This is a genomic window from Streptomyces sp. NPDC052079 (assembly GCF_040680275.1).
In the GTDB taxonomy this organism is placed as follows: domain Bacteria; phylum Actinomycetota; class Actinomycetes; order Streptomycetales; family Streptomycetaceae; genus Streptomyces.
The window spans coordinates 24,184-50,742 of sequence record NZ_JBFAWL010000024.1 but is presented as its reverse complement, the minus strand read 5'-3'; the positions used below and the strand labels follow the sequence as shown (position 1 = coordinate 50,742).

Below are 26,559 nucleotides of genomic sequence, written 5' to 3'. Positions count from 1 at the left end.
ACGCCGACGTTCGCCGGCACCGCACGTTGCTTCCCCCCCCCTGCTCCCCGCAGTGCACAGCCCCCACCGTGCACAGGCACCAGCATGCGTGCGCAGAACGCTTGAATCCTTGACGGTCCGTGCAGGGATCTTGTCAATTCCGGCAGAAGCGCAGAAGCGCAGAAGCGCAAACGAAAAACAGGCGCACACCAGCCCTACTGGTCCCCCTGGTGATGCCGATGATCCGTAGGCGTCATGCCATACACACGCCGGAAGACGCGACTGAACGTCGCCGCGTCCGTAAACCCCCACCGCGCGGCGATGGAATGCACCGAGCGCCCCCGAAGCCGCGGGTCCGCCAGATCGCGCCGACAGCGCTCCAGCCGCCGGTGACGGATCCACGCCGCCGGCGCGTCGCCCTCCGCAGCGAACAGCTGGTGCAGATGCCGCACCGAGATCCCATGGGCCGCCGCGACGGTCGCCGGGGACAGCGACGGATCACCCAGGTTCTGCTCGATGTAGTCCCGGATCCGGGTGTGCAGCACGCGCCGACGGGACTCCGGCGGAAGCGCGTCCTCCGCACCCGCGCATCCGCCGAGCACGGAGGCGAGCAGGTCCGTGGTCACCGAGGCCGGCGTCGGCGCGTCCGCCTCGGTGAACTCGTCCATCCGCTGGGCGACGTCGGCCAGCCAGCGGTACAGCGCGCCGCCCATGCCCCGGTCCACCGGGACCGGCACCGTCAGCAGGCGGCGCACGGTGCGCGGAGGCAGCGGCAGCCGGGCCCGGGGGAGGCTGACGACCACCGCCCTGGACCACTGCGACGTCCGGTTGATGTGGACGTCGTAGGGGAGGCTGGTGTCGGCCATGACAAGGTGCCCCGGCCGGAACACCGCCTCCCTGCCGTCCTGCGCCATCCCGCCGTCACCGGAGAGCTGACAGTTGATCTGGAGCATTTCGGGTCGAAGCGCCGGATGATCCGCGGCGTGCGCACGGTATTCAGATGCGGCACGCTCAGCTCGGCGACCTGCAGCTCCCCGAGCGGCATGACCCGCATCACGGCCCGGAAGTCGTCGCTGTGCTCGCTGCGCTGCAGGGTGGGCACATGAGTCCGGGCGGCGAAGTCCTGCCAGAGGTCCCACCGCTCGGTGGGCGCGACCACATCGGTCCTTGACGTGCTCCCTGGCCTAAAGTCCAGGGATTCCGGCCTGGGTCGTCTGACCCTTCCGGGGGCTTCCTGCTTCACCGCGCTGTGCGGGCACGGGTGCCCGTCTTACCGGCGCTCCACAGGCGTTTGGCGTCTCCGCCCGTCCGGCGGCGACGATGCGGCGTCCTTCGAAGAGGACGTTGCGGGCTGCGTTGTGGTCGCGGTCGTGCACCGTGCCACATGCGCCGCACGTCCACTGCCGGACGTGCAGGGGCTTGGGGCCGTCCCGGAATCCGCAGGCCGAGCAGATCTGGGAGGACGGGAAAGCGCGGTCCACCTTGGCGAAGGTGCGGCCGTGCAGAGCCGCCTTGTACTCCAGCATCCGTAGGAACGCGGACCATCCCGCGTCGTGCACGGACTTGGCGAGCCGGGTGCGGCCGAGGCCGGACACCGCGAGGTCTTCCACAAACACCGCTTGGTTGTCGCGGATGATCTGTGTGGAAGCCTTGTGGTGCCAGTCCCGGCGCCGGTCCGCCACCTTGGCGTGCTGGCGTGCGACCTTGATCCGGGCCTTGGCCCGGTTCTTCGACCCTTTCTGCTTGCGGGACAACTCCCGCTGAAGACGCCGCAGTTTCTTCTCCGCCCGGCGCAGGAAGCGCGGGCTGTCGATCTTCTGGCCGTCGGACAGGACGGCGAAGGCGGACAGGCCGAGGTCGATACCGGACTCCGCTTCCACCTCGGGAAGGATGTCCGGTGCGGTGTCCACGACGAAGCTGAGGAAGTACCGGCCACAGCTGTCTTTGGTGACGGTCAGGGACGTAGGCGCGGCCGGGAGCCGGCGGGACCACTTGACCTTGAGGTCGCCGACCTTGGCCACGTACACCGTGTCGTCGTCCTGGAGGGAGAAGGCGTTGGTGTTGAGGCGGATCGACTGCCGGGTGTCCTTCTTCGATTTGAAGCGGGGCGGGCCAATCTTGCGGCCCTGCCGCTTGCCCTTGACCGAGTCGAAGAAGTTCTTGTAGGCGGTGTCCAGGTCCCGCAGGGACTGTTGCAGGACGACCGCTGAGACGTCGGCGAGCCAGGCGCGTTCGGTGGTGTGCTTGGCCTGGGTGATGCGAAGCCGGGACAGCTCGGCCGACTTCACATACGGCAGTCCCGCCGCGTGCGCTTTCTTGCGGTCGCGCAGGCAGTCGTTCCATACCACGCGGGCGCACCCGAACGCACGTGCCAGCGCACGGCGTTGGGAGGCGTCCGGGTAGGCCCGGTAGTTGTAGCGGAGCTGCACATCCCCGACCCTACTACGATTGGTCTCATGGATGGGCGGAACGACTACAGGCGTGGCAGACATGTAGTTTCGGCGATGCATGTGCACTTGGTCTTTGTGACGAAGTACCGGCGCGGGGTGTTCGACGACGAGATGCTGACGCGCTGCGAAGAGATCAAGCGCAAGGTCTGTGAGGACTTCGAGGCGGAGTTGAAGGAGTTCAACGGCGAACGCGATCACGTCCACCTGCTGGTGCACCCGCCCAAGGTCGCCGTCTCGAAGCTGGTCAACAGCCTCAAGGGCGTCTCCGCTCGCCGGATACAGCAGGAGTTCACCGGCCGGACCAACCGCGCCCTCATGCACGGGCGTGGTCGCCCTCGTATTTCTCCGCATCGTGCGGCGGAGCACCGCTGGCGATCGTCCGCCAGTACATCGAGCAGCAACAACGTCCGCTCTAAGGCGCACGTCAGAGCAGCCTGGAGATGCATTCATCCCCGGCGTGAACGCCGGGGCCTTCTGCAAGGGTCCCGGTAACCCGCCGGAAGAACCTCAGGCCGTACACGTCCCGCACAAGAAATCCTCCGGACCGTACAACCCTCCCGGCACCTCGCGGGTCGTACTCGGTGTCAGGACTTCTGGGAGGGGACCCGGGGGGGGGGAATCTGGGGGGTTCTGACAGGGGAGGGAACCGAGGGGGCCCGGTCGACGGACCGGGCCCCCTCGAATCCGTTCCGTCCCGCCCCGCGCGCCTTCACAGCGCGTCGACCTCCGCCGCCGTAGGGAAGGACACCTGTGCCCCCTCCGCCGTTACCGTCGCCGCCCCCACCCGGGCCGCGTACGCCGCCGCCTCGGCGAGGGACTCGCCCGCGCCCAGCCGCCAGGCCAGCGCGGCGGTGAACGCGTCACCCGCACCGGTGGTGTCCACGGCACGCACCTTGACGGACGGAACCCTGGAGACGCCGTTCCCGGAGGCCACGAGCGCGCCCTCGGCGCCCAGCGTCACCACCACCGAACGCGGGCCCTTCGCCAGCAGCAGCCGCGCCCAGTCCTCCGGCTCGTCACTCACCCCGGCGGCGTCACCCAGAATGACCTTCGCCTCGTGCTCGTTGACGATCAGCGGATCGCAGGCCGCCAGCACCTCGGCCGGGAGCGGACGCGGCGGGGACGGGTTCAGTACGAACCGGCTGCCCGGCGCCAGGCTGCGCACCGTCTCCACCACCGTCTCCAGCGGGATCTCCAACTGCGTGGAGACCACCCGGCAGGCGTGGAACAGGCTCGCCGCCGTCCGCACGTCCTGCGGAGTCAGCCGGCCGTTGGCGCCGGGGGAGACGACGATGCTGTTGTCCCCCGACGGATCCACCGTGATCAGCGCGACCCCGGTGGGCGCCCCGCCCACCAGCACACCGACCGTGTCCACCCCGGCCGCCCGCTGCGAGTCCAGCAGCAGCCGCCCGTGCCCGTCGTCGCCGACCCGCGCCAGCAGGGCCGTACGGGCACCGAGCCGGGCGGCCGCGACCGCCTGGTTCGCACCCTTGCCGCCCGGGTGGACGGCCACGTCGGAGCCGAGCACCGTCTCGCCGGCGCCCGGCCGGCGCTCGACACCGATCACCAGATCGGCGTTGGCCGATCCGACGACCAGGAGGTCGTAGTCGTACATGGATTCGCTCCCCGATCTCCGTGCCCGCGTCAGCCCGCGAACCCGGCGACGTTCTCCCCGGTGACCACCTTCACCCGGACCCTCCACCATCTTCCCCACCTTCTCGCCCCCGGCAGCACGCAACGCGTCCCGCACGGCGACCCTGCCCGCTTCCTTCGGCTGCTGGGCGACGGAGGCGTACAGCGTGCCCGCCTTCAGCCCGTCCGGAGTGCCGTCGAAGCCGACGACCTGCACCGACTTCCCGGCCTTGGATCCGAGCGCCTTGATCGCGCCGAGCGCCATTTCGTCGTTCTCGGCGAAGACACCGTGGATGTCCGGGTGCGCCTGGAGCAGGTTCGTCATCACGTCCAGGCCCTTGATGCGGTCGAAGTCCGCGGGCTGCATGGCGACGACCTCGATGCCCGGGTACTCCTATCCCGCTCCATACCAGGACATGACGCCACGTCACGCTCGAGACCGGTGAACCGGACCGATCCCGAACACGCAATGCCCCTGTTTCTGAGCAGTGATCCTCGAATCAGATCGCCACAAAGCGCATGGTTTCCGGGCGTGGAGAGCCTATCCGGCTGAGTTTTCCTACCGCGCCACGAGGCGCTCTGTTTGTATCCCCGGTTCAACCGGGACGAGTTGTCAAAGACGGTGCGCTGTGCGGCCCGCGCGATGTGGCGAAGACAGGATTGTTTGAAGCCCAATCTCCAGAAGATGCAAGTTCCCATCCGCCGGAAACGACAGCTGAAACCGGCGCCGCGCCCTGCACCGGGTTTCATTGTTGTCTGGTGCATGACGGCACGCTACCTGCCACTCGGCTGTGGAAGCATGCCGTCCATGTCCACCGATCCCGTAGACGCGGCGGCTGTGGCACACACGGCCCGCCTCGTTGCCACGGTCCCCACCCCCCTCGGCGCCGCGGACGCCGACGCTCCGCGCATCCAGTACGGGCCCCGCCACAGGCTGCTCGTCCAGCGCGGGGACGACGAGCTCGCCGTGGTCGGGCTCGGCCCGACAGGGCAGGAGCACGGCGCCGAGTTCCGCTTCCCCGCCCCCTGGCCTCGGCCCTTCGGCGATGTCACCGTCTCTCCCAGGGGCGACCTCGCCGTGTTCAGCGGCGTGCACGCCGTACGGGCCGTGGACCGGACAGACAAGGTCCACTGGGAGCTCCCGCACGGGTGCTGGTCCGCCGCCAAGTGCACGGCGGCCCATGCCTCGTTCGAGGAGTACGCGGACGACCCGCGGCATCGGCGCGCAGGCCGCGGTTCCGCCGCGTTCAGCCCGGACGGCAAGCTGGTGTGGGCTCATGTGCGGCACGCACAGGAGTGGCCGCACGAGGAGTGGCTGGTTCTCGACGCGGCCGACGGGTCGGTGCTCGGCCGGACCAGGACCTCGACCGTGGGTTCGGCGTCCGCCCACTTCCCGCATCCCGACGGCTCGTACATGGGACTGACCGTCGGTGAGGGGCATGAGGACTCCCCCTCCCTGTGGGGGCATTGGGACGGTACCGACCTGGGCCTCGAACGCATCGGAGGGGTACTGCTGCAGGACGTCAGTCCGTCCGGTGGGCACTTCTTGTGCACGGATCCCGGCCAGTGGGCGCTGTATCTGCACGAGTCCCCCGACGCGCAGGAGGACGGACGCCTCAACGCCAGGGATGTCGTGCCACCCGCGCCGGGTGAGAACATGGCGCGCTGGGATTGCGAGGGCGCCTACCCCTACGAGGACGGTGCCGTCGTCAGCACCGATGGGCACACGGCCGAGCCCCGTCACTGGCTCGGACCCGGGCACACTCGCTCTGCGCGGGCGGATCGTCTACTCCCTGCCGATCTCGGGCGGCCCATTGCGGGCCGGCCCCGGCCTGTGGGCCACCCTCGCCGAGGACCGCACGGCCGTGCACCTGTGGAGTCTGGCCGACACGAGCTGAGTGCGTCCCGCAACGCGAACGCCCGGCCGGGGCAGCCCGTCCAGCGAAGTCGGAAGGCTTGACGGTCTCCTTGGGAGCGGCCGGGGCCCGTCGGCACCATTTCTGATGAGTCTCGACTCACGGGTCCACAGAAAGGATCGCGGCATGTCCAGCGACCGTCTCATGCGCATCCGCAGCGCCGAGTTCCAGGCCATGGCAAACAGGTCCTGCGGGTCACCGAGCTCACCTCCCGTCTGAACGTCCTGCCCTTCGAAGACGAGGCGGGCAAGGCGGAACTGTTCGAGCACATCCTCGGCGAGCCGCGGCCGCCGAGAGTCACGATCTATTCATGGCCTGAATCTCGACCTCGGCGAGCGCGTCTTCATCAACCAAAACTGCACGTTCCAAACGCTTTTTGATGAAAGCTGAAGAGTTGGACCTCGGAGATCGGGATCGAGACGGCCGGGAAGGTAAAGGCCCATGACACCGTTTACGGTGACTACGGGATCATGAAAGAAAACGTGTACGGCTACAAGTACTACCGCGGTAGCGCATGCCAGAAGTCCGACAAGGCGTACATGACAGCATGGGCTCCCTACCGCGAAGGTTGGGAAGTCAACTAGAGGCACGCTTCCCGGCGGCGGCTCCGGGTAGCTCCCGGGCCGCCGCATCATCACCCTGGAGGAACCATGCATCGCCGAGCCCTTGTTGCCGTTACCGCGTTGACGACCGCCGTGGTGGTCGGGGGGTGCTCCACTTCGACTGACTCAAGCAGTAACGAGGAGAACGCATCACGGAAGCCGGTAGCGAGCACGGCGTCCGGCGGCAAGCCGTCTGCGGCTCCGGAACAATCCCTCGGCCTCCCGGACCGAGCGGAGATTCTCGTCCCTGAAACTTCCGGACGCTCCGACCGAGATCTCCGGAGATTCACACTTCAGGAAGACGTGTACACCATCTACGCACGGTGCTCGGGCAAGGGAACCGTCCAGGTCGTAGACCTCGCGAACGGCGACGAACCCAGCTTGATTTCCTGTGACGGGGCCCGGACTGTCGGTCGTGTCCACACCGACGAGAAACGGCAGGCCCTCAGGGTCACCGTTTCCGACGGCAACCCGAGCTGGAGGATCGCTGTGGTGTCGGGCGAGCACGCCATGTAGTCGGCAGTTGCTCGGGGGCGTGGCTGCGAGCGGACCGGGCGACCCCTGTCACACCCCACCGGTACCGTCGGATCATGTCCAAGCAGCCATCCGCGGCCCCCGGTGAACCGAGGGCACCGACGTCCACGAGGTCATCCGCGCCGTCTCCGCCCCCCTCTACTACCGCCTGCTGACCACCGGCGCTTCCCTCGACGAAGCAGCCGCTGACCAGGCCGCCGAGGCTGCGGCGGCCGCAGCGCGCGCGGGAGCGTATGTGCGGGGCGGCGAAGGCTGTACGTGACGGGCTTGTACGTGGTCCAGCTCCTCGTTCGGCCGCCGACAGTTCCCGCCTGAGTCACCCTCAGCTTCCTGTCGGAGGCCTTCGCTCCCTTCCTCCCTGACCTCACGTCCCAGCCGCGCCGTCAACCGTCCCTGCCGTACCTGCGGAACTCCGACGTCTCCACCGTCCATGGCCCGAACGGCACCGAGTCGCCGAAGATGTACGGCTCCTTGTTGCTGTAGCGGCCCTTGCACGGCTCGGAGTGCACCTCGATCGTGCCGGTGCGCGGGTCGACGATCATGTAGTGCGGGATGCCCATGGCCGGATAGTCGGCCAACTTCTCGTCGTAGTCGTTGCTCGGGTTGGAGGGCGAGACGATCTCGACGGCAGCCAGCACCTGCGTCGCGTCGACGGCCAGGCCCTCCTCGTCGAGGGTGGCCTCGGGGATCACGACGGCATCCGGTCGGCGCATGCGGCCGATCGCCGGGTGCTCGATCTCGGGTCCGTTTGCGCAGATGTGACCGGGGTGGGTCAGGGGCAGTTGCGCGTCCAACTGCTTGCAGATGCGGCGGACAGTACCCTCGTGGCGCTTGGACGGGCACATCATCGCCAGTATCGGACCGGACGGACCGATCTCGACACTCCACGACCCCTCGAGCTGCTCCGAGTAGGCCCCGAGCTCTGCGGCGATGGCGCGCATCTTGGCGTAGTCCATAAGCCCAGAGTACTGAGGGGACGAAGCTCCGGCCCGCCGTGTCACACCCCACCGGTACCGTCGGATCATGTCCAAGCAGCCATCCGCGGCTCCCGGTGAACGACGGCTCGCCACGCTCGAGGGCGTGTTGGAGCGGATCACGTACGCCAACGAGGAGAACGGCTACACGGTCGCCCGGGTCGATACCGGACGCGGTGCCGGTGATCTGCTGACCGTCGTCGGTGCGTTGCTCGGTGCGCAGGTCGGGGAGTCCCTGCGGATGGAGGGGCGCTGGGGGTCGCATCCGCAGTACGGCAAGCAGTTCCACGTGGAGAACTACACGACGGTGCTGCCGGCCACGGTCCAGGGCATCCGCCGCTACCTGGGGTCCGGGCTGGTCAAGGGTATCGGCCCGGTCTTCGCCGACCGCATCACGCAGCACTTCGGCATCGACACGCTGACCGTCATCGAGGAGGAGCCCAAGCGGCTCATCGAGGTCCCCGGTCTCGGCCCCAAGCGGACCAAGAAGATCGCCGACGCCTGGGAGGAGCAGAAGGCGATCAAGGAGGTCATGCTCTTCCTCCAGACCGTCGAGGTGTCCACCTCCATCGCCGTGCGCATCTACAAGAAGTACGGCGACGCCTCGATCTCCGTGGTGAAGAACCAGCCGTACCGGCTCGCCGCCGACGTCTGGGGCATCGGCTTCCTCACCGCCGACAAGATCGCCCAGTCGGTCGGGATACCGCACGACAGCCCGGACCGGGTGAAGGCCGGACTGCAGTACGCGCTGTCCCAGGCCACCGACCAGGGGCACTGCTATCTCCCCGAGGACAAGCTGATCGCCGACGCGGTGAAGCTGCTCCAGGTCGACACCGGACTGGTCATCGAGTGCCTCGCCGAGCTGGCCGCCGAGCCGGAGGAGCCCGGGGAGGACCCCGGCGTCGTACGGGAGAAGGTGCCGGATCCGCAGGGCGGCGATCCCGTCACCGCGGTGTACCTCGTCCCCTTCCACCGCGCCGAGGTCGCCCTCTCCGGCCAGCTGCTGCGGCTGCTGCGCACGGACGAGGACCGGATGCCCGCCTTCCGGGACGTGGCCTGGGACAAGGCGCTCGGCTGGCTCGCGACCCGTACCGGCACCGACCTCGCCCCCGAGCAGGAGGCGGCCGTCCGGCTCGCCCTCACCCAGAAGGTCGCCGTTCTCACGGGCGGGCCCGGCTGCGGCAAGTCGTTCACGGTCCGTTCGATCGTCGAGCTGGCCCGCGCCAAGAAGGCCAAGGTGGTCCTCGCCGCGCCGACCGGCCGCGCCGCCAAACGGCTCGCCGAGCTGACCGGAGCCGAGGCCTCCACCGTGCACCGGCTGCTGGAGCTCAAGCCCGGGGGTGACGCCGCGTACGACCGGGACCGGCCGCTCGACGCCGACCTGGTGGTGGTCGACGAGGCGTCCATGCTGGACCTGCTGCTCGCGAACAAGCTGGTGAAGGCGGTGCCCCCGGGCGCGCATCTCCTCTTCGTCGGTGACGTGGATCAGCTGCCCAGCGTCGGCGCGGGGGAGGTGCTCCGGGACCTGCTGGCCCCCGGAAGCCCCGTGCCCGCCGTCCGGCTCACCCGGGTCTTCCGTCAGGCGCAGCAGTCCGGTGTGGTGACCAACGCCCACCGGATCAACGCCGGGCAGCACCCCGTCACCGACGGTATGAAGGACTTCTTCCTCTTCGTCGAGGACGACACCGAGGAGGCCGGCCGGCTCACCGTGGACGTCGCGGCTCGGCGCATCCCGGCGAAGTTCGGCCTCGACCCCCGCCGGGACGTGCAGGTCCTCGCCCCCATGCACCGGGGCCCGGCCGGCGCGGGCACGCTCAACGGGCTGCTCCAGCAGGCCGTCACCCCCGGCCGCCCCGACCTCGCCGAGAAGCGGTTCGGCGGCCGGGTCTTCCGCGTCGGCGACAAGGTGACCCAGATCCGCAACAATTACGAGAAGGGAAAGAACGGTGTCTTCAACGGCACCGTGGGCGTGGTCACCTCGCTCGACCCGGTCGACCAGCGTCTGACGGTGCTGACCGACGAGGACGAGGAAGTGCCGTACGACTTCGACGAGCTGGACGAACTGGCGCACGCCTACGCGGTGACCATCCACCGTTCCCAGGGAAGTGAGTACCCGGCGGTCGTCATTCCGGTGACGACGGGCGCGTGGATGATGCTTCAGCGCAATCTGCTCTATACGGCGGTCACCCGGGCCAAGCAGCTCGTGGTGCTCGTGGGATCCCGCAAGGCGATCGGGCAGGCGGTGCGCACGGTTTCGGCGGGCCGCCGGTGCACGGCCCTGGACTTCCGTCTCGCCGGTTCCCGCCTCTCGGAGGTGGGGAGCGCCCCGGTGAACGGTCCGTCATCAAAAAATGATCGATCAACTGAGTCATGAAGGTCACAGAGCCCTTCCGCAGGAGGAACACAGCGGGCAGGATGGGCAAGTTGGCGGCACTGAGTGCCGCCGATAGGCCCGATGGTCGACCCCGAGTGCACTCTACTGAGCCGAGTGGGGGATGGTAGAGACAGTCAGGGCACCTCGAAGATGAGGCACAACGTCGGTGAGGGAAGACGTGAGCGACAACTCTGTAGTACTGCGGTACAACGGCAGCGAGTACACCTACCCGGTGATCGACAGCACCGTCGGTGACAAGGGCTTCGACATCGGGAAGCTCCGCGCCCAGACCGGTTTGGTGACGCTGGACAGCGGCTACGGCAACACCGCGGCCTATAAATCCAAGATCACCTATCTCGACGGCGAGGCCGGCATCCTCCGGTACCGCGGCTACCCGATCGAGCAGCTGGCCGAGCGCTCCACCTTCCTGGAGGTCGCCTACCTGCTGATCAACGGCGAGCTGCCGACCGTCGACGAGCTGACCTCGTTCAAGAACGAGATCACGCAGCACACCCTGCTGCACGAGGACGTCAAGAACTTCTACAAGGGCTTCCCGCGCGACGCCCACCCGATGGCCATGCTGTCGTCGGTGGTCTCCGCCCTGTCGACGTTCTACCAGGACAGCCACAACCCGTTCGACGAGCGTCAGCGCAACCTCTCCACGATCCGCCTGCTCGCCAAGCTTCCGACGATCGCGGCCTATGCGTACAAGAAGTCGATCGGTCACCCGTTCGTCTACCCGCGCAACGACCTCGGGTACGTCGAGAACTTCCTGCGCATGACCTTCTCCGTGCCCGCGCAGGACTACGAACTCGACCCGGTCGTCGTCTCCGCCCTGGACAAGCTGCTGATCCTGCACGCGGACCACGAGCAGAACTGCTCGACCTCCACGGTGCGTCTGGTGGGCTCCTCGCAGGCGAACATGTTCGCGTCGATCTCCGCCGGTATCTCCGCCCTGTGGGGCCCGCTGCACGGCGGCGCCAACCAGTCGGTGCTGGAGATGCTGGAGGGCATCCGCGACTCCGGCGGCGACGTCGACTCCTTCATCCGCAAGGTGAAGAACAAGGAGGACGGCGTCCGCCTGATGGGCTTCGGCCACCGGGTCTACAAGAACTTCGACCCGCGCGCCAAGATCATCAAGGCCGCCGCGCACGACGTCCTGTCCGCCCTCGGCAAGTCCGACGAGCTGCTGGACATCGCGCTGAAGCTGGAGGAGCACGCGCTCTCCGACGACTACTTCGTCTCGCGCAGCCTGTACCCGAACGTCGACTTCTACACCGGCCTGATCTACCGGGCCATGGGCTTCCCGACCGAGATGTTCACGGTCCTGTTCGCCCTCGGCCGGCTGCCGGGATGGATCGCCCAGTGGCACGAGATGATCAAGGAGCCGGGTTCCCGCATCGGCCGCCCGCGCCAGATCTACACGGGCGTCGTCGAGCGCGACTTCGTCCCGGTCGAGGAGCGCTGACACCTGCCGGTGGGGTGCGCGGTGGGCCTAGTAGCTCGTTGCTGAAGGGGCGTGGGCGACTGCGGGTCGGCTGTGGCTGGTCGCGCAGTTCCCCGCGCCCCTTGGGTGTCGCACAACCGCAAAGAGAGAAGGCGCCCCGGTCGCCGGTCCCCCCACGGGCCGACGAACCGGGGCGCCTTCCCATGTCCCGGTGCGGATTCCCCCCACGGGATCCGGCCGGGCGCCTGTGAAAACAGCGCCTGAATCGCTGTGTGAGCACGGACGGACCTGAACCCGCCGTACTCGTCGGTGTGCGGTCTGCCGGGACAGCGCACGTTCGGGAGGGCCGCTCAAAGCTTCCCGCTGGTACGTGTCCCGGCAACGCAATCTCCGGGAAAGTCCCCCAAGACAATCCCCGGTGTCAGGAAGCGCCCCCCAAGACGCTGCCCGACATCGCCAACTTAGACCTTCGAACCCCTTCGATGGTTACGTTCAGATCACTGTGATCTGCGTCTCTTGCATAACGCCCTTAGGTGCGCAAGAGTCCGCAAACCTCTCACGGGGCCCAAGCGTAAGGATGATGCGCGGGCCTTGTGAAGAGCTTATGTGAGGGTCGTACCGGACTCCAGGGGTACACCCCAACTTGAGACCTCAATGAAACGCCCGCAGCCGCAGGCTGTTCGTCACCACGAACACCGAGGAGAACGCCATGGCGGCACCGGCGATCATCGGGTTCAGCAGCCCGGCCGCGGCCAGCGGCAGCGCGGCGACGTTGTAGCCGAAGGCCCACACGAGATTGCCCTTGATGGTGGCGAGGGTGCGGCGGGACAGCCGTATCGCATCCGCCGCCACCCGCAGATCGCCTCGCACCAGGGTCAGGTCGCCCGCCTCGATCGCCGCGTCCGTACCCGTGCCCAGGGCGAGACCCAGATCAGCGACAGCCAGCGCGGCCGCGTCGTTGACGCCGTCACCGACCATGGCGACGCTGCGCCCCTCCTCCTGCAGCCCGCGCACGACGCCGGCCTTGTCCTCGGGCAGCACCTCGGCGATCACCCGGTCGATGCCGACGGCCCGGGCCACCGCCTCGGCCACGGTCCGGTTGTCGCCGGTCAGCAGCACCGGCGTGAGCCCCAGTGCGCGCAGATCGCGCACCGCCTCGGCGCTGGTCTCCTTCACCGCGTCGGCGACGGCGAGGACACCGCGTGCCGCTCCGTCCCAGCCGGCCACCACGGCCGTACGCCCCGAGCGCTCGGCCTCCTCCCTGGCCCGGGCCAGCTCCGGCGGCAGCTCGCCGAAGTGCTCGAAGAGGCGTCCGACGGCGACCTCGTGGCCGTCCACACGCCCGCGTACGCCCCTGCCGGGCACGTTCTCGAAGTGCTCGGCCTCCGGCAGCGCACCGGCACGTTCCTGCGCGCCCGCGGCGATCGCCCGGGCGACGGGGTGCTCGGAGGCGTGCTCCAGGGCACCCGCGAGCCGCAGCAGCTGCCGCTCGTCGGTGCCCTCGGCGACGTACACGTCCTGCAGGGACATCCGTCCGGTGGTGACGGTGCCGGTCTTGTCCAGGACGACGGTGTCGACACCGCGGGTGGACTCCAGGACCTCAGGGCCCTTGATGAGGATGCCGAGCTGGGCGCCCCGCCCGGTGCCGACCATCAGCGCGGTCGGCGTGGCGAGCCCGAGGGCGCACGGGCAGGCGATGATCAGGACGGCGACGGCCGCGGTGAACGCGGCGACCGTGTCGCCGGTGGCGCCGAGCCAGCCGCCGAAGGTGGCGACCGCGATCAGCAACACCGCGGGGACGAAGACCCCGGCGATCCGGTTGGCGAGGCGCTGCACCTGTGCCTTGCCGTTCTGCGCCTCCTCCACCATCCGCGCCATGCGCGCGAGCTGTGTGTCGGCGCCGATCCGGGTGGCCTCGACGACGAGCCGCCCGCCCGCGTTGACCGTGGCGCCGGTGACGGTGTCGCCGACGATGACGTCCACCGGTACGGACTCGCCGGTCAGCATGGACGCGTCCACGGCGGAGACGCCCTCCACCACCGCGCCGTCGGTGGCGATCTTCTCCCCGGGGCGTACGACGAACCGGTCGCCCACGGCCAGCCGCTCCGCCGGAATCCGCACCTCTCGCCCCGCGCGGAGCACGGCCACGTCCTTGGCGCCCAGCTCCATCAGCGCCCGCAGCGCCGCTCCCGCGCGGCGCTTGGAGCGGGCCTCCAGATAGCGGCCGAGCAGGAGGAAGGCGGTGACGCCGGCGGCGACCTCCAGATAGATCATCGACGCGCCGTCGCCGCGCGAGACGGTCAGCTCGAACGGGTGCCGCATGCCGGGCATGCCCGCGTCGCCCAGGAACAGCGCCCACAGGGACCAGCCGAACGCGGCGAGCGTGCCGACGGACACCAGCGTGTCCATGGTGGCCGCGCCGTGCCGCAGGTTGGTCCAGGCGGCCCGGTGGAAGGGGGCGGCGCCCCAGATCACGACGGGCGCGGCGAGGGTGAGCGAGAGCCACTGCCAGTTGTCGAACTGCAGGGGCGGGATCATGGCCAGGAGGACGACGGGCAGGGCGAGGAGCGCGGACACGGCCAGCCGTCGGCGCAGGGCGACCAGCTCGGGGTCGGCCTCGCGTGCGGAGTCCTCCTCGCGCTCCTCCCGCGCGGGTTCCTCGGCGGTGTAGCCGGTGCGCACCACCGTGGTGATCAGATCGGCGACCTCGACGCCCGGCGGACAGGTGATCCGGGCCTTCTCCGTCGCGTAGTTCACCGTGGCGGTGACGCCGTCCATGCGGTTGAGCTTCTTCTCGACGCGGGCCGCGCAGGAGGCGCAGGTCATCCCGCCGATGAGCAGCTCGACCTCCGAGACCGCCGGCTGCTGGGCGGCCGGTGCCTCGGCGGCGGTGGTGCTGGTCATGTCCGTACTCCAGGGACGTCCGCGGATCCGGGGGCGCGCGGCGCGCCGGGCCGCAGGGAACGGGTGGCCGGTACGGCCCGGTTCACTCCGCGCGGGGTGCACCGCCCGGTTCAGACGGTGCCGGTCAGCTCGTAGCCGGCCTCCTCGACGGCGGCGCGCACGGCCTCCTCGTCGAGCGGGGCCGCGGAGACCACGGTTACCTCCCCGGAGGAGGCGACGGCCGTCACCGAGCTGACGCCGGGGATCGCGGAGAGCTCGCCGGAGACGGCGCCCTCGCAGTGCCCGCAGCTCATTCCGCTCACTTTGTAGACGGTGGTGACGGAACCCTGGGTGTCGGTCTGGGAGGTCATGTCGTTACTCCTCGTCGGGGCGTAGGGATGTGACGGTCGATGGGACCCACGGGGGGCCGCACCCCTCCAGACTATACCCCTAGGGGGTATGAATCCACGACGAGCGGGTCGAGGTGGCGGACGAGGACGTTCTTCAGCTCCTGGACGTAGGCGAGGGGGAGCCGGCGACCGGCCCCGCCGACGGTCACGGGAGGAGACGGAGGCCGCCCGCGGCAAGGTGGAGGCCCGGGGATAGCGTTCCGCCGGAAGCGTTGATTACCGGAAGGCGGGACGGGACATGCGGGCGGTGGTGTTCGAGCGGTACGGGGAACCGGCCGAGGTACGGGAGGTCGCGGACCCGGAGCCCGCCGAGCACGGAGTCGTGGTCCGCGTCGAGGCCACCGGCCTGTGCCGAAGCGACTGGCACGGCTGGCAGGGTCACGACCCGGACATCACCCTCCCGCATGTCCCCGGCCATGAACTCGCCGGCGTCGTCGAAGCGGTCGGCGCCCGGGTCACCGGCTGGCGTGCCGGGGACCGCGTCACCGTCCCGTTCGTCTGCGCCTGCGGTTCCTGCCCCGCCTGCGCGGCCGGTGACCAGCAGGTGTGCGAGCGGCAGACCCAGCCGGGCTTCACCCACTGGGGTTCCTTCGCCCACTATGTGGCGCTGGACCACGCGGACGTGAACCTGGTCGCGGTTCCCGACGGGATGTCCTTCGCGACGGCCGCCTCCCTCGGCTGCCGCTTCGCCACGGCCTACCGGGCGGTGGTGCAGCAGGGCCGGGCGGCGGCGGGGGAGTGGGTCGCCGTGCACGGCTGCGGCGGGGTGGGACTCTCGGCCGTGATGATCGCGGCGGCGGCCGGCGCACGCGTCGTCGCCGTCGACGTGTCACCGGGGGCCCTCGACCTGGCGCGGCGGTTCGGCGCGGCACAGTGCGTGGACGCGTCGGCCGTGGACGACCCGGCCGAGGCGGTCCGCGAGCTCACCGGGGGCGGCGCCCACCTCTCCCTGGACGCGCTCGGCGCCCCCGCCACCTGCGCCTCCTCGGTGAACGGCCTGCGCCGCCGGGGCCGGCACGTCCAGGTCGGCCTGCTCCCCTCACCGACGGGCACCACCCCCGTCCCCATGGCCCGCGCCATCGCCCTGGAGCTCGAGATCCTCGGCAGCCACGGCATGGCCGCGCACACCTACCCCCCGATGCTGGAACTGGTCCACGCCGGCGTGTTCCGGCCCGACCTGCTGGTGACGTCCACGATCGGACTCGACGCGGTGCCCTCCGCCCTCGCGGCCATGGGGACGGCTCCGGGCGCGGGCGTGACGGTCATCGAGCCGTGGAGCTGAGCGCCGCCCACTCCCGGTCGAGCATCGCCATGATCACCTCGTCGGCCCACTCGCCGTCCCGCAGCCGCACCTCGCGGCGGACACCCTCGACGACGAAGCCGACCTTCTCGTAGACGTGCAGCGCCCGGGTGTTGGTGCCGTAGGCGGCGAGTTCGATGCGGCGCAGACCCAGCCGCTCGAAGCCGTACTCGACGATCAGCCGGATCGCCTCGGTGCCCAGCCCCCGGCCACGGCCGCGCGGACCGATCAGCGTGCGGAAGTTGCAGCTGCGGGCGTCCGGATCCCACTCGTTCAGGACCACCTCGCCGACGAGTTCCCCGGTGGTCCGGTCGGTGACGGCGAGGTCGAGCCGGTCGGGCTGCTCCGCGCGCGAGCCGTACCAGGCGCGCAGGCTTTCCCGGGTGATCCGCACGGAGGGCTCGAAGGTGAAGCGGACGACGTCCGGGTCCTGCATGATCTCCCACATCGCGTCGGCGTCGGCCTCGGTGAAGGGGCGCAGTACGGCCGAGGAGCCGGTGAGGGTGGGTTTGACGGCGAAGTTCATGCACGCAACTGTGCCCCACCACCCGGGCGGGGCACAGCTGCTTTTCCCGGAGGTCAGTCGGCTCTGCGGCCGCGGTTGCCCGGGCGGGCGGCGACCCAGGTGCGGATGGTGTCGGCGTACCAGTAGGGCTTGCCGCCCTCCACGTGGTCGGGCGGAGGCAGCAGGCCGTGCTTGCGGTAGGAACGCACGGTGTCCGGCTGCACCTTGATATGTGCCGCGATGTCCTTGTAGGACCACAGCCGTCGGTCGGTCATGGCGTTGCACCTCCCCGCGCGCACCGCGGCGGCGGCCGGGGACGGCCGTCAGGGGGAGCCGGGCGCTGCGCTGGTGATCAGGCATGCGTTGTGCCCGGTGAACGAGACCGGGCGGAGACAGGGCAGGGGCTGTGCGCCGGGTGTGACGGAAGGCCCGCGCGGGCGTGACATCCGTGACGGCGCGGGCGTATTTGTGACAGGAGTGACGCACAGGCGCACTCCGGCTCACCGGCGGGGCGCATTGACTTCCGCGCCGGCGAGTGGGATCACGCGAGGACCCAGGAAGTCCCCGGGCGCCGTCCCCTTGGTGTCTCCGCGACGGCCTCTCTGCGTCCCTTCGACCACCCCCGGCCGCGCCCACCTCGGGCCTCTCCGCGACGGCCTCTCGGGGTCACGCGACAACCCCGCCGCGCCTCCCGGGCGTCACGCGGCGGCGGCGCGGGACTCCCGTACCAGGGCGTCCAGCTCGGCGGCCGACTCCGGCGCCAGCCGGTAGATGCCGTGCACGCTCACCGCGTTGCGCAGCTCGCCGTCCACCACATGCTTGATCTGCCGCTCGCCCCGCCGCGACCGGTAGGTCAGCCGGGCCAGCAGGTCGGGCGGGACAGGGCGCTCGAAGGTGAGCGGGCTGCCGGGCGGCCCGACGACGACCTCGCTGACACAGCCCGCCTTCAGCGTTTTCCAGTGGATGAGCCGGAGGTAGTCCTCCATGGCCAGCTCCTCACCCACGGTGTCGTAGTCCAGGACGCGCCCCACCTCCATCGCCCCGAGCACCCACAGCTGCCTGCGGAAGACCCGGACCGGATGGATGACGTCACCCGGGCACACCCCGGCGCGCAGAAAGCTCGGCAGCGACTGGTGCGGCCCGCCGAACATCACGGTCAGGCGCTCCCCCGTAAAACCCTCGCGGGCAAGGGCCTTGCACAGGTCGTTGGTCCACAGGGTGGTGTACGCGTTCGGCATGCCGCCGCACGTTATCGGCGGTGACTGACAACGGGGTCCGGACGAGACCTTCGGGTTTTCGTCCGAATGTCCGGACAAAACATTGACAGGGCTTCGCGCGCGGGGCTAGAAACCGGGGTGAGCCGTATGTGCCGCAGGGCCGGCGAGCCGTACGAAGGGAACGCGATGGCGTACGACCTGATCACCACGGAGCGGACCGGAGTGGACCTCCACCCGCTCCGGACGGGTGTACCGCTGCCGCGGATCACGACCTACGGCACGTTCCCCGGCGGCTCGGCGGCCGATGTCGCGGTCACCCCGGGGAGCCGGCGACGGCGCCCCACCGATCGCCTCCGGCGCGGGACACCGCCTCGCTTTGGCAGGAGCGAAGTGCGAGCGACGACTCCCCGCCCGCCGCGGCCCCGCGCCGGAGGTTCCGCCGAAGTCCCATGTGTCCACTCGCGGACCCGAACGGCCGACACTGTGTCGGTCCCGCCCGGGGCCCCGGACTGGTGGGATGAGGGCATGGCCCGGACCGCGGCACCCGCGTCCGCGGCCGGCGCACACGAGCTGTACGAGCTGCACCAACGGCACGTCTCCACCCGACGCCGCCATCTGCGAAGGAGTTCTCGGTCATGACGAAGATCGTCAACCACTGGATCGGCGGCAAGACCGTCGAAGGCGCCTCGGGCAACCACGGGCCGGTGACGGACCCGGCGACCGGCGAGGTCACCACCAAGGTCGCGTTCGCCTCCGTCGAGGAGGTGGACGCCGCGGTAGCCGCCGCCAAGGAGGCGTACCAGACCTGGGGCCAGTCCTCCCTGGCCGCCCGCACCAGCATCCTCTTCAAGTTCCGCGCCCTCCTCGACGCCCACCGCGACGAGATCGCCGAACTGATCACCGCCGAGCACGGCAAGGTGCACTCCGACGCCCTCGGCGAGGTCGCGCGCGGCCTGGAGATCGTCGACCTGGCCTGCGGAATCAGCGTGCAGCTCAAGGGTGAGCTGTCCACCCAGGTCGCCACCCGCGTCGACGTGTCGTCAATCCGTCAGCCGCTGGGCGTGGTCGCCGGCATCACGCCGTTCAACTTCCCGGCGATGGTGCCGATGTGGATGTTCCCGCTCGCCATCGCCTGCGGCAACACGTTCGTGCTGAAGCCCTCCGAGAAGGACCCGTCCGCCTCGATCCGCCTCGCCGAACTCCTCTCCGAGGCCGGCCTCCCCGACGGCGTGTTCAACGTCGTCCACGGCGACAAGGTGGCCGTCGACCGCCTCCTGGAGCACCCCGACGTCAAGGCCGTCTCCTTCGTCGGCTCCACCCCCATCGCCCGCTACATCCACACCACCGCCTCCGCGAACGGCAAGCGCGTGCAGGCCCTGGGCGGCGCCAAGAACCACATGCTGGTCCTGCCCGACGCCGACCTCGACGCGGCGGCCGACGCGGCCGTCTCCGCGGCCTACGGCTCGGCGGGCGAGCGCTGCATGGCGATCTCCGCAGTCGTCGCCGTCGGCGCGATCGGCGACGAGCTGGTGCAGAAGATCCGCGAGCGGGCCGAGAAGATCAAGATCGGCCCCGGCAACGACCCCACCTCCGAGATGGGCCCGCTGATCACCAAGGTCCACCGCGACAAGGTCGCCTCCTACGTGGCCGGCGCGGCGGACGAGGGCGCCGAGGTCGTCCTGGACGGCACCGGATACACCGTGGACGGCCACGAGAACGGCCACTGGATCGGCATCTCCCTCCTTGACAAGGTGCCGACGACCGCGAAGGCCTACCAGGACGAGATCTTCGGCCCGGTCCTGTGCGTCCTGCGCACGGAGACCTACGAGGAGGCCCTGGACCTCATCAACTCCTCGCCCTTCGGCAACGGCACCGCGATCTTCACCCGGGACGGCGGCGCGGCCCGCCGCTTCCAGCTGGAGGTCGAGGCCGGCATGGTCGGCGTCAACGTCCCGATCCCGGTCCCCGTCGGCTACCACTCCTTCGGCGGCTGGAAGGACTCCCTCTTCGGCGACCACCACATCTACGGCAACGACGGCACGCACTTCTACACCCGCGGCAAGGTCGTCACCACCCGCTGGCCCGACCCGGCCGACGCCCCCGCCGGCGTCGACCTGGGCTTCCCGCGCAACCACTGAGGCCGCTTGAACCGTCACCCCGGCCGACCGGGGTGACGGTTCATGACATCCGCCGGACGCAACCGCTCCGGGGCTACGGTCCACTCCCGGCCCCCGCCGACGGGACGCACGAACGCGGTCGGACGCGGGCGCTGATCCCCTCGCCAGGGAGGCACGTACGCGGTGACGTCCTGGAGCACCCCGACCCGCCCCGAATCCGGATCCTCCACCAGCGCCCCGCGCGGGATCTCGTCCGTGCCGCGTGGCGGCGCGAGCCAGTCCACGCCCGACGACCGCCCGGTCACCGCAGACCGCCCTGGTGACTGCTCCAGCGGTTGGGCTCCCGAACCCGCGTGCTCAACGCCCGCGCGGACGGCGCTGACGCCTCATCATCCGGCCGCCGCTGCTCACTGTCGTGCACCAGGCCGTCCCTCAGACAGGCCAGCACCCGCAGCATCAGCAACCACTCCTCAGCCGTGAGCGGCCGCTCCTCCTCGCTCACCGCGCCGTTCCGGCGGCCCGCAGGACGGCCGCGAGCTTGCGGGCGGTCGGGAGGTTGCAGCGCCCGAGATCGATGAGCGGCTCCGCGTGGCACGCCGCGACCATGGGAACGTCCAGCGCCAGCGAGGGCAGCGTGACCCCGACACCGGCCAGCGCCGCCCCCAACTCCTCCCGCACGGCTTCCGCCCGCTGAATTCCGTCCATCACCGCTTCGAGTTCCTTGTCCGTCATTCGCCTGCTCCGCTCGTCCGTTACGTGCTGCACTCAAAGCGTCACGCTGAGCAGGTGACGTGAACAGGGTTGACGCGTTGCCGTCCCGCACGGCAGCGGAGGCGGCACGAGGGGCAGAGGGGGGAAGACCGGTGGACGTACGATCGGAGCACCAGGACACCAACGAGGACTCCGCGCGGGGCGCACTCGGCAGCACCCTGCGCTACCTCCGCGAGAAGGCGGGCAAGTCGCTGAGCCAACTCGCCGACGACACCAATTACGACAAGAGCTACCTGTACCGGCTTGAAGCCGCCGAACGCATCTCCAAGCGTCCGGTGATGGAGGACCTGGACACGTACTACGAGACCGGGGACCTGTTGGTACGGCTCTGGAAGTTGGCGCGGATGGAGGTGTTCAAGGACCAGTACAAGACGTTCATGCGGCTGGAGGCCACGGCCAACGTGATGCACATGTACACGCCGGTCATCCCCGGCTTGCTCCAGACCGAGGGGTTCGCACGTGTCCTGTTGTCCCTCTGGCCGACACAGATCGACGAGGAGGAACTGGAGGAGCAGGTCGTCGCCCGCATCGGTCGACAGGAGTTGCTGCACAAGAAGCCCCGGCCGGCTGTCCGCGCGATCATCGACGAGGCGGCGCTACGCCGCGTACCGGCCGATCCCAAGATCTGGGAAGACCAGTTGACCCACCTCATCTTCTCGGCAGGACAGCCGTCGATCACTGTCCAGGTGCTGCCGTTCAGCGTGGGAGTACAGCCGGTTCCCGACGGCGCGCTCTCCCTGTTGTGGCAGCCGGATGGCAACTCCGTCGCCTACCTGGAGGGCAGCGCGTCGGGCGAACTGATCGAAGAATCGGATGACTTCCTCAAGTACCGCTTGGCCTACGATCGGATCCGAGACGCGGCACTGACACCGCTGGAATCGGTGACGTTCATCGAGCGCATCCTGGAGGAACACCGATCATGAACCGCACCTCCGATCTCGGCACTGTGACGTGGCGCAAGTCGAGCTACAGCGACGGGGGTCAGAACAACTGTGTCGAGGTCGCCGAAGGCCTCCCCGCCGTTGTCCCCGTCCGCGACAGCAAGAGCCCGCACGGCCCCGTCCTCCGCTTCCCCGTCACCGCCTGGACGGCCTTCCTCGACACCCTCAAGGGCCCTGATTACCCGACTGCCTGATACGTAGCCGCTGCCCCAGGGAACATCCCCGCGTCGGCGGGGAAGATCGACCCATTACGAGCTTGTTCACCCCGGACGGGGTCCTCCCCGCCGACGCGGGGGTGTTCCGATCGCCACCGACGCGAGTGTCGATCTGTCGCCGTCCTCCCCGCCGATGTTGGGGTGCCTCGTGGATGACCGCGGTTTCGGCGGCGGTGCCCTGTACGGCCTGTTGTGGCCGGATCCAACCCGCACCGTTGATCGCGTCTCGGCCGCCCCGGAAGATGGTCACGAGCCCTCCTGTCCGTGGTGAGGGTCGAGGAAACGTGGGACCGGCTCCGAGGCCGGTGGATCGGGGGCAGGGCGTGCCGGCGGGCAGTAATGCGGTCGTGAGTGGTGCCGGATGAGACACCGGATGCAGGTGCTGCTCCAGATCACGCTGGCGCTGATTGCCTGCTTACTCGGCATCACCACCAACTACGCCACCAGCACGGACGATGCTCCGTGGGCGCTCGAAGTCATCCAGCGGTTCTCGGTCCCGGCGATCGGGCTGCTGGTGGTGGCCATGGTGGTCGGGCAGGTCGTGGTGTACCGGCTGGAGAATCCCGCGCCGCCGCAAGCCGACTGGCCGCGTGATCGGGTCCCGTATCCGGGCCTGGACGCGTATGACGAGGACGAAGCGGCCGTCTACTTCGGTCGGGAGGCGCAGGCCGCCGAGTTGACGCGAAGGCTGCACGCTCCCGCGACGCGCCCCGTCGACCGGTTTCTTCTACTGGCCGGGGCCTCCGGCAGCGGGAAGTCCTCACTCGTGCGGGCCGGGGTGCTGCCCCGCTTGCGAGAGCGCCGCTGGACTGTCGTCCCGCCCTTCTCACCCGGTCCGAATCCGCTCGGCGCCGTGGCCGCGTCCCTCGCGACCGCCGCCGGGGAGCGGGAAACAGCCGGCGCCGTACTGCGGCGGCTGCGTCAGGGGCCGGATGCTCTCCGGGCGGAGCTGGCCCAGTTACGCGGAGGACGCTTCCGGCGGACACTCCTCGTCATCGACCAGTTCGAGGAGCTCGTCACCCTCGGGGGCGAGCGGGAACCAGCCCAATTCCTCGAATCCCTGCGCACCTGTCTGGAGCAGGATCCCTCGGTCCGCGTACTGGCCACCCTCCGCGTGGACCTCCTGGGAAGACTTCTCGGCACCGGGCACGCCGAACTCTTCCAACATCCCGTCGCCATCGGCACCCTGGGCCAAGCCCAGCTCGCCGAGGTGGTGGAGGCGCCCGGTGCCCTGGTGGGTCTCTCCTTCCCGCCCGGCGTGGTCGACACGATCGTGGGCGAGACGGGCACCGACGACGCACTCCCGCTGCTCGCCTACCTCCTCCAGGAGCTGTACTTCGCGTCCGGCCCCGGCGGCACGGTCACCGAGGAGCTGTACCAGCGGCTCGGTGGCGTACCAGGCGCGCTGGCCCGGCAGGCCGACAACACCGTGGCCGGTCTAGGTACGGGCGACACCATCGACTTCGTCCTCCGCGTGCTGCTGAAGTTCGTCACCGTGGAGGGGCAGGAGGTCGCCCGCCGCCATGTGCCGTTGTCGGACCTCACCGACCGGGAGCGGCATGTGGTGGACGCGTTCATCGATGCCCGGCTGCTGCGGTCCGACGTACGCGGGGACGCGGTCACCGGCCAGGAGCCGTACGCGCAGGTGACGCACGAGGCCCTGTTCCGGCAGTGGGCGCCGCTGCGGCAGGAGGTCGAGGCGAGGGCCGAGCGGCTGCGGGAGCGTGCCGAGTTGGAGCGGTGGGCCGAGGACTGGGAGCGGTCCGGGCGCAGCGCCGACTACCTCCTCACCGGCGAGCGACTCACCGTGGCGCAGCGCTGGCTCGAAGCACTGGACGATGCCGGGCAGGCGTCGGCGCCCGCGCGGGCGCTTGTCGAGGCTTCCCAGCGCCGGGACCTCGCCTTCCTGAGCCGTGTCTCCGACAGCATCGGCCGGCAAATTCTCAGCAGCGCGGAGACCGAGCCCGAGCGGGCCCTGCTGCTGTCACTGGCCGCGCTGGGCGAGTGCACGCCGACGCCCTCGGCGCGGCGGGGCCTGATGACGGCCCTGGCCGCCAGCCATCCGCGCACCCGGCTCGACGGACACACGGACACGGTTCGCGACATCGCCTGGTCGCCGGACGGGCGGATGCTGGCAACGGCCTCCCGGGACGGTACGGCCCGCGTCTACGATGCCCGGTCCGGTCGGCCCGTGCTTGTCCTGCCGTCCGACGGCGCGATGGTCGAGTCCGTCGCCTGGTCACCCGATTCGGCCCAGGTGACCACCGCCGGCCGGGACCATGTCGTACGGGTCTGGGACGCCGTCTCCGGTGAGCCCGTACGGTTGCTGACCGGGGCTGGAGACATCGGCAGGCAGGTGGCCTGGTCGCCTGACGGGCTGCACATCGCCGCCACGTTCAAGGACCGAGTGGTACGGGTCTGGGAGGCCCGGACAGGTCGGCTCGTGCATGAACTGCGTGGTCATGGCGACGACGTCTGGGGTGTTGCCTGGTCGCCGGACAGCAGCCTTCTCGCCTCCGCCTCTCACGACCAGACGGTGATCGTGTGGGACCACGCGGCGGGGACGGCCACCGTGACCCTGACCGGGCACACGGACTTTGTTGAAGGCATCGCCTGGTCCCCGGACGGGCGCCGCATCGCGACCGGCTCTGGTGACCACACCGCCCGCGTCTGGGACGCGGCGACGGGTGAGCTGCGACTGCTGCTGCGCGGTCACACCGACTACGTCTGGAACCTGGCCTGGTCACCGGACGGCCGGATGCTCGCTTCCGCCTCCTCCGACCGGACCGTGCGCATCGTCGACGCCGAGGACGCGAAGGTCCTGGCGGTGTTGCGCGGACACACCGACACCGTGTGGGGAGTGACCTGGTCGCCCACAGGCACCCAGCTCGCCACCGGTTCGACCGACGGCACCGGGATCGTGTGGGACCTGCGTCCGCGCGGCGCCGAGACCACACTCGTCGACGGGCATGACGGCCCGGTGAACGAGGCCGTATGGTCCGGGGCCGACAGCCGTATCGCCACCGCATCCGACGACGGCAGCCTGCGCATCTGGGACGCGGCGACGGGCATTCCTGCCGGACCTGTGGTGAGGCTGGAGGACCGAGTGTGGAGTGTGGCCTGCTCGCCGCACGGCGACCGGTTCGCGCTCAGCACCAACGACGGGCTTCTCCGGGTCGCGGACGGGACGGGCCGCACACTTTTCGCGCAGCGTGGAGAGGTTGTCGAAGGATGCGCATGGTCCCCGGACGGCCGGCGGATCGCGACCGGCGGGCACGACGGCGCCATACGCGTCCTGTCGGCCCAGGACGGGACCGAGTTGATGAAGCTCACGGAACACCAGGACTGGGTGAGCCGCGTGTCCTGGTCGCCGAGCGGGCGGCTGCTCGCCAGTTGTTCCGACGACCGGACCTGCCGACTCTGGGACACCAGCGACAGTCGGCAGCTCACCGTCCTGCGCGGACATGAGGACTATGTGGAGGACGCGGCTTGGTCCTCGGACGAGGCGCGTGTCGCCACGGCCTCGGGGGACTGGACGGCCGCCGTGTGGGATACGGCCACAGGCCGTCGCATCGACACTCTGAAAGGACACGAGGGAAGGGTCCGCGCTGTTGCCTGGTCGCCCGACGGCAGGTACGTCGCCACCGGGTCCGACGACCGCACCGTACGGCTATGGTCCGCAGCCACCTTCGAGGAGGTCGGTGTCGTCGGCGTCCACCAGGACAAGGTGACCTCGGTGGCATGGTCCCGCGACAGTGAGCGGCTGCTGACCGGCTCCGCCGACGGGACGGCCCGGGTGTGGCCCGCAGAGCCGGATTACGACCGGCTGGAGGCGGTCGCGCGAGGGCGGGTCTTTCGCACGCTCACGGAAGAGGAGCGGCGGCACCACATGCTGCCGCTCGATCAACCGTGATCAGTAGACCTGCTCGACCGTGCAGTCGTCGGTGTGGACGAGGTAGTCATCCGGGTCCAGGTTCATCGCCTTGCGCTCAGGTGACGACCAGTACAGCGCGTTGCGTTCCTGGAACGTCTCGGGACCTTCGTAGGAGATCAACCACACGAACTGGTTGCGTTCGCGTTCCACCCACGCCCCGCCGATGGTGAAACCCAGCTTCAGTCGCAGCGGCACGATCTCCTGCCGCCAGCGTTCGGCCCACTCGTCGAGCATACCGTCACGAACGGTGTAGGTACGCAGCTGCGTGGTTCTGGGCAAGGCGGACTTCCTTCCGCTGTTCGAACGTTGTGGCACAGCTTAGGGAGATCAGCCGCCATCAGAGATGGTCCAACGAACT

The 26,559-nt window shown here is 69.7% G+C and carries 21 protein-coding genes and 5 pseudogenes; 13 read left to right on the top strand and 13 right to left on the bottom strand.

The genetic code is table 11. The features are described from left to right. Positions 1 to 194: 194 nt before the first annotated feature. Complete coding sequence (locus tag AB0L56_RS26990) at positions 195 to 932, bottom strand: helix-turn-helix domain-containing protein (RefSeq protein WP_365427478.1); 738 nt, start codon at positions 930 to 932, stop codon at positions 195 to 197. A gap of 231 nt (positions 933 to 1,163) precedes the next feature. Next, positions 1,164 to 2,408 carry an RNA-guided endonuclease TnpB family protein gene (locus AB0L56_RS26985; RefSeq protein WP_365427475.1) on the bottom strand — a complete coding sequence of 415 codons (1,245 nt, stop codon included), beginning with the start codon at positions 2,406 to 2,408 and terminating at the stop codon, positions 1,164 to 1,166. 27 nt (positions 2,409 to 2,435) lie between these two features. Between AB0L56_RS26985 and tnpA the strand changes: the two are divergent. Then, positions 2,436 to 2,845: pseudogene (tnpA, locus tag AB0L56_RS26980) on the top strand (IS200/IS605 family transposase). Positions 2,846 to 3,138: 293 nt separating this feature from the next. On the opposite strand, the gene AB0L56_RS26975 reads toward tnpA, so the two are convergent. Together AB0L56_RS26975 and AB0L56_RS26970 are read right to left on the bottom strand one after the other, a co-directional pair. Further along, positions 3,139 to 4,044 (bottom strand): ribokinase, encoded by a 906-nt coding sequence (locus AB0L56_RS26975; protein WP_365427559.1) that lies wholly within the window; start codon positions 4,042 to 4,044, stop codon positions 3,139 to 3,141. A gap of 111 nt (positions 4,045 to 4,155) precedes the next feature. After that, positions 4,156 to 4,443, bottom strand: a pseudogene (locus AB0L56_RS26970) (substrate-binding domain-containing protein); the annotation flags it as partial. A 426-nt stretch (positions 4,444 to 4,869) separates the two neighbouring features. On the opposite strand from AB0L56_RS26970, the gene AB0L56_RS26965 reads away from it, so the two are divergent. The 4 genes and pseudogenes from AB0L56_RS26965 to AB0L56_RS26950 all read left to right on the top strand — a co-directional run. Further along, positions 4,870 to 6,021, top strand: a complete 1,152-nt coding sequence (locus AB0L56_RS26965; protein ID WP_365427472.1) for a hypothetical protein — start codon at positions 4,870 to 4,872, stop codon at positions 6,019 to 6,021. An 82-nt stretch (positions 6,022 to 6,103) separates the two neighbouring features. Next, positions 6,104 to 6,343: pseudogene (locus AB0L56_RS26960) on the top strand (sugar O-acetyltransferase); the annotation flags it as partial. A gap of 539 nt (positions 6,344 to 6,882) precedes the next feature. Then, positions 6,883 to 7,095, top strand: coding sequence for a hypothetical protein (locus AB0L56_RS26955; RefSeq protein ID WP_365427469.1), 213 nt, complete (start codon positions 6,883 to 6,885; stop codon positions 7,093 to 7,095). Positions 7,096 to 7,207: 112 nt separating this feature from the next. Then, positions 7,208 to 7,375, top strand: a pseudogene (locus AB0L56_RS26950) (TetR family transcriptional regulator); the annotation flags it as partial. 121 nt (positions 7,376 to 7,496) lie between these two features. Here AB0L56_RS26950 and AB0L56_RS26945 read toward each other — a convergent pair. Then, positions 7,497 to 8,069: a Uma2 family endonuclease gene (locus AB0L56_RS26945; protein ID WP_365427466.1), complete on the bottom strand. Its 573-nt coding sequence runs from the start codon at positions 8,067 to 8,069 to the stop codon at positions 7,497 to 7,499. A gap of 67 nt (positions 8,070 to 8,136) precedes the next feature. On the opposite strand from AB0L56_RS26945, the gene AB0L56_RS26940 reads away from it, so the two are divergent. Further along, positions 8,137 to 10,461 (top strand): ATP-dependent RecD-like DNA helicase, encoded by a 2,325-nt coding sequence (locus AB0L56_RS26940; RefSeq protein WP_365427463.1) that lies wholly within the window; start codon positions 8,137 to 8,139, stop codon positions 10,459 to 10,461. Between the two features lie 178 nt (positions 10,462 to 10,639). Continuing rightward, complete coding sequence (locus AB0L56_RS26935; protein ID WP_361035712.1) at positions 10,640 to 11,929, top strand: citrate synthase; 1,290 nt, start codon at positions 10,640 to 10,642, stop codon at positions 11,927 to 11,929. Between the two features lie 630 nt (positions 11,930 to 12,559). Here the strand turns inward: AB0L56_RS26935 and AB0L56_RS26930 are convergent. Both AB0L56_RS26930 and AB0L56_RS26925 read right to left on the bottom strand, forming a co-directional pair. Further along, positions 12,560 to 14,812 (bottom strand): heavy metal translocating P-type ATPase, encoded by a 2,253-nt coding sequence (locus tag AB0L56_RS26930; RefSeq protein ID WP_365427459.1) that lies wholly within the window; start codon positions 14,810 to 14,812, stop codon positions 12,560 to 12,562. 110 nt (positions 14,813 to 14,922) lie between these two features. Next, positions 14,923 to 15,162 (bottom strand): heavy-metal-associated domain-containing protein, encoded by a 240-nt coding sequence (locus tag AB0L56_RS26925; protein ID WP_361035709.1) that lies wholly within the window; start codon positions 15,160 to 15,162, stop codon positions 14,923 to 14,925. Positions 15,163 to 15,439: 277 nt separating this feature from the next. Between AB0L56_RS26925 and AB0L56_RS26920 the strand changes: the two genes are divergently transcribed. Next, positions 15,440 to 16,483: a zinc-dependent alcohol dehydrogenase family protein gene (locus AB0L56_RS26920; RefSeq protein WP_365427455.1), complete on the top strand. Its 1,044-nt coding sequence runs from the start codon at positions 15,440 to 15,442 to the stop codon at positions 16,481 to 16,483. Here AB0L56_RS26920 and AB0L56_RS26915 read toward each other — a convergent pair. The 3 genes from AB0L56_RS26915 to AB0L56_RS26905 form a co-directional block, all read right to left on the bottom strand. Next, the gene (locus tag AB0L56_RS26915; RefSeq protein ID WP_365427452.1) at positions 16,464 to 17,027 is read right to left on the bottom strand and encodes a GNAT family protein; all 564 of its coding nucleotides are present in this window, start codon (positions 17,025 to 17,027) and stop codon (positions 16,464 to 16,466) included. The genes AB0L56_RS26920 and AB0L56_RS26915 overlap by 20 nt on opposite strands. Positions 17,028 to 17,080: 53 nt before the next feature. Continuing rightward, a complete protein-coding gene (locus tag AB0L56_RS26910; RefSeq protein ID WP_190164332.1) occupies positions 17,081 to 17,281 on the bottom strand; it encodes a MerR family transcriptional regulator in 201 nt (66 codons plus the stop codon). Between the two features lie 423 nt (positions 17,282 to 17,704). Continuing rightward, complete coding sequence (locus AB0L56_RS26905; protein WP_365427449.1) at positions 17,705 to 18,244, bottom strand: hypothetical protein; 540 nt, start codon at positions 18,242 to 18,244, stop codon at positions 17,705 to 17,707. 165 nt (positions 18,245 to 18,409) lie between these two features. Here AB0L56_RS26905 and AB0L56_RS26900 point away from each other — a divergent pair. Together AB0L56_RS26900 and mmsA are read left to right on the top strand one after the other, a co-directional pair. Next, positions 18,410 to 18,538 (top strand): annotated as a pseudogene (locus AB0L56_RS26900) (5-dehydro-2-deoxygluconokinase); the annotation flags it as partial. A 320-nt stretch (positions 18,539 to 18,858) separates the two neighbouring features. Continuing rightward, positions 18,859 to 20,361 (top strand): CoA-acylating methylmalonate-semialdehyde dehydrogenase, encoded by a 1,503-nt coding sequence (gene mmsA / locus AB0L56_RS26895; RefSeq protein ID WP_361035696.1) that lies wholly within the window; start codon positions 18,859 to 18,861, stop codon positions 20,359 to 20,361. A gap of 280 nt (positions 20,362 to 20,641) precedes the next feature. Here the strand turns inward: mmsA and AB0L56_RS26890 are convergent, their stop codons facing one another. Together AB0L56_RS26890 and AB0L56_RS26885 are read right to left on the bottom strand one after the other, a co-directional pair. Next, entirely contained in the window at positions 20,642 to 20,842 is a 201-nt protein-coding gene (locus AB0L56_RS26890; RefSeq protein ID WP_365427445.1) for a hypothetical protein, read from the bottom strand. Then, on the bottom strand, positions 20,839 to 21,072 hold the full coding sequence (locus AB0L56_RS26885) for a hypothetical protein (RefSeq protein ID WP_365427443.1): 234 nt from the start codon (positions 21,070 to 21,072) through the stop codon (positions 20,839 to 20,841). The genes AB0L56_RS26890 and AB0L56_RS26885 overlap by 4 nt, the downstream gene beginning before the upstream one ends. Before the next feature lie 131 nt (positions 21,073 to 21,203). On the opposite strand from AB0L56_RS26885, the gene AB0L56_RS26880 reads away from it, so the two are divergent. The 3 genes from AB0L56_RS26880 (at position 21,204) to AB0L56_RS26870 (ending at position 26,180) form a co-directional block, all read left to right on the top strand. Next, entirely contained in the window at positions 21,204 to 22,034 is an 831-nt protein-coding gene (locus AB0L56_RS26880; RefSeq protein ID WP_365427440.1) for a helix-turn-helix transcriptional regulator, read from the top strand. Then, positions 22,031 to 22,246: a DUF397 domain-containing protein gene (locus AB0L56_RS26875; RefSeq protein ID WP_365427437.1), complete on the top strand. Its 216-nt coding sequence runs from the start codon at positions 22,031 to 22,033 to the stop codon at positions 22,244 to 22,246. The genes AB0L56_RS26880 and AB0L56_RS26875 overlap by 4 nt, the downstream gene beginning before the upstream one ends. A 382-nt stretch (positions 22,247 to 22,628) precedes the next feature. Further along, complete coding sequence (locus tag AB0L56_RS26870; protein ID WP_365427434.1) at positions 22,629 to 26,180, top strand: AAA family ATPase; 3,552 nt, start codon at positions 22,629 to 22,631, stop codon at positions 26,178 to 26,180. On the opposite strand, the gene AB0L56_RS26865 is transcribed toward AB0L56_RS26870, so the two are convergent. Further along, positions 26,181 to 26,480, bottom strand: coding sequence for an NIPSNAP family protein (locus AB0L56_RS26865; protein ID WP_365427431.1), 300 nt, complete (start codon positions 26,478 to 26,480; stop codon positions 26,181 to 26,183). Positions 26,481 to 26,559 lie beyond the last annotated feature (79 nt).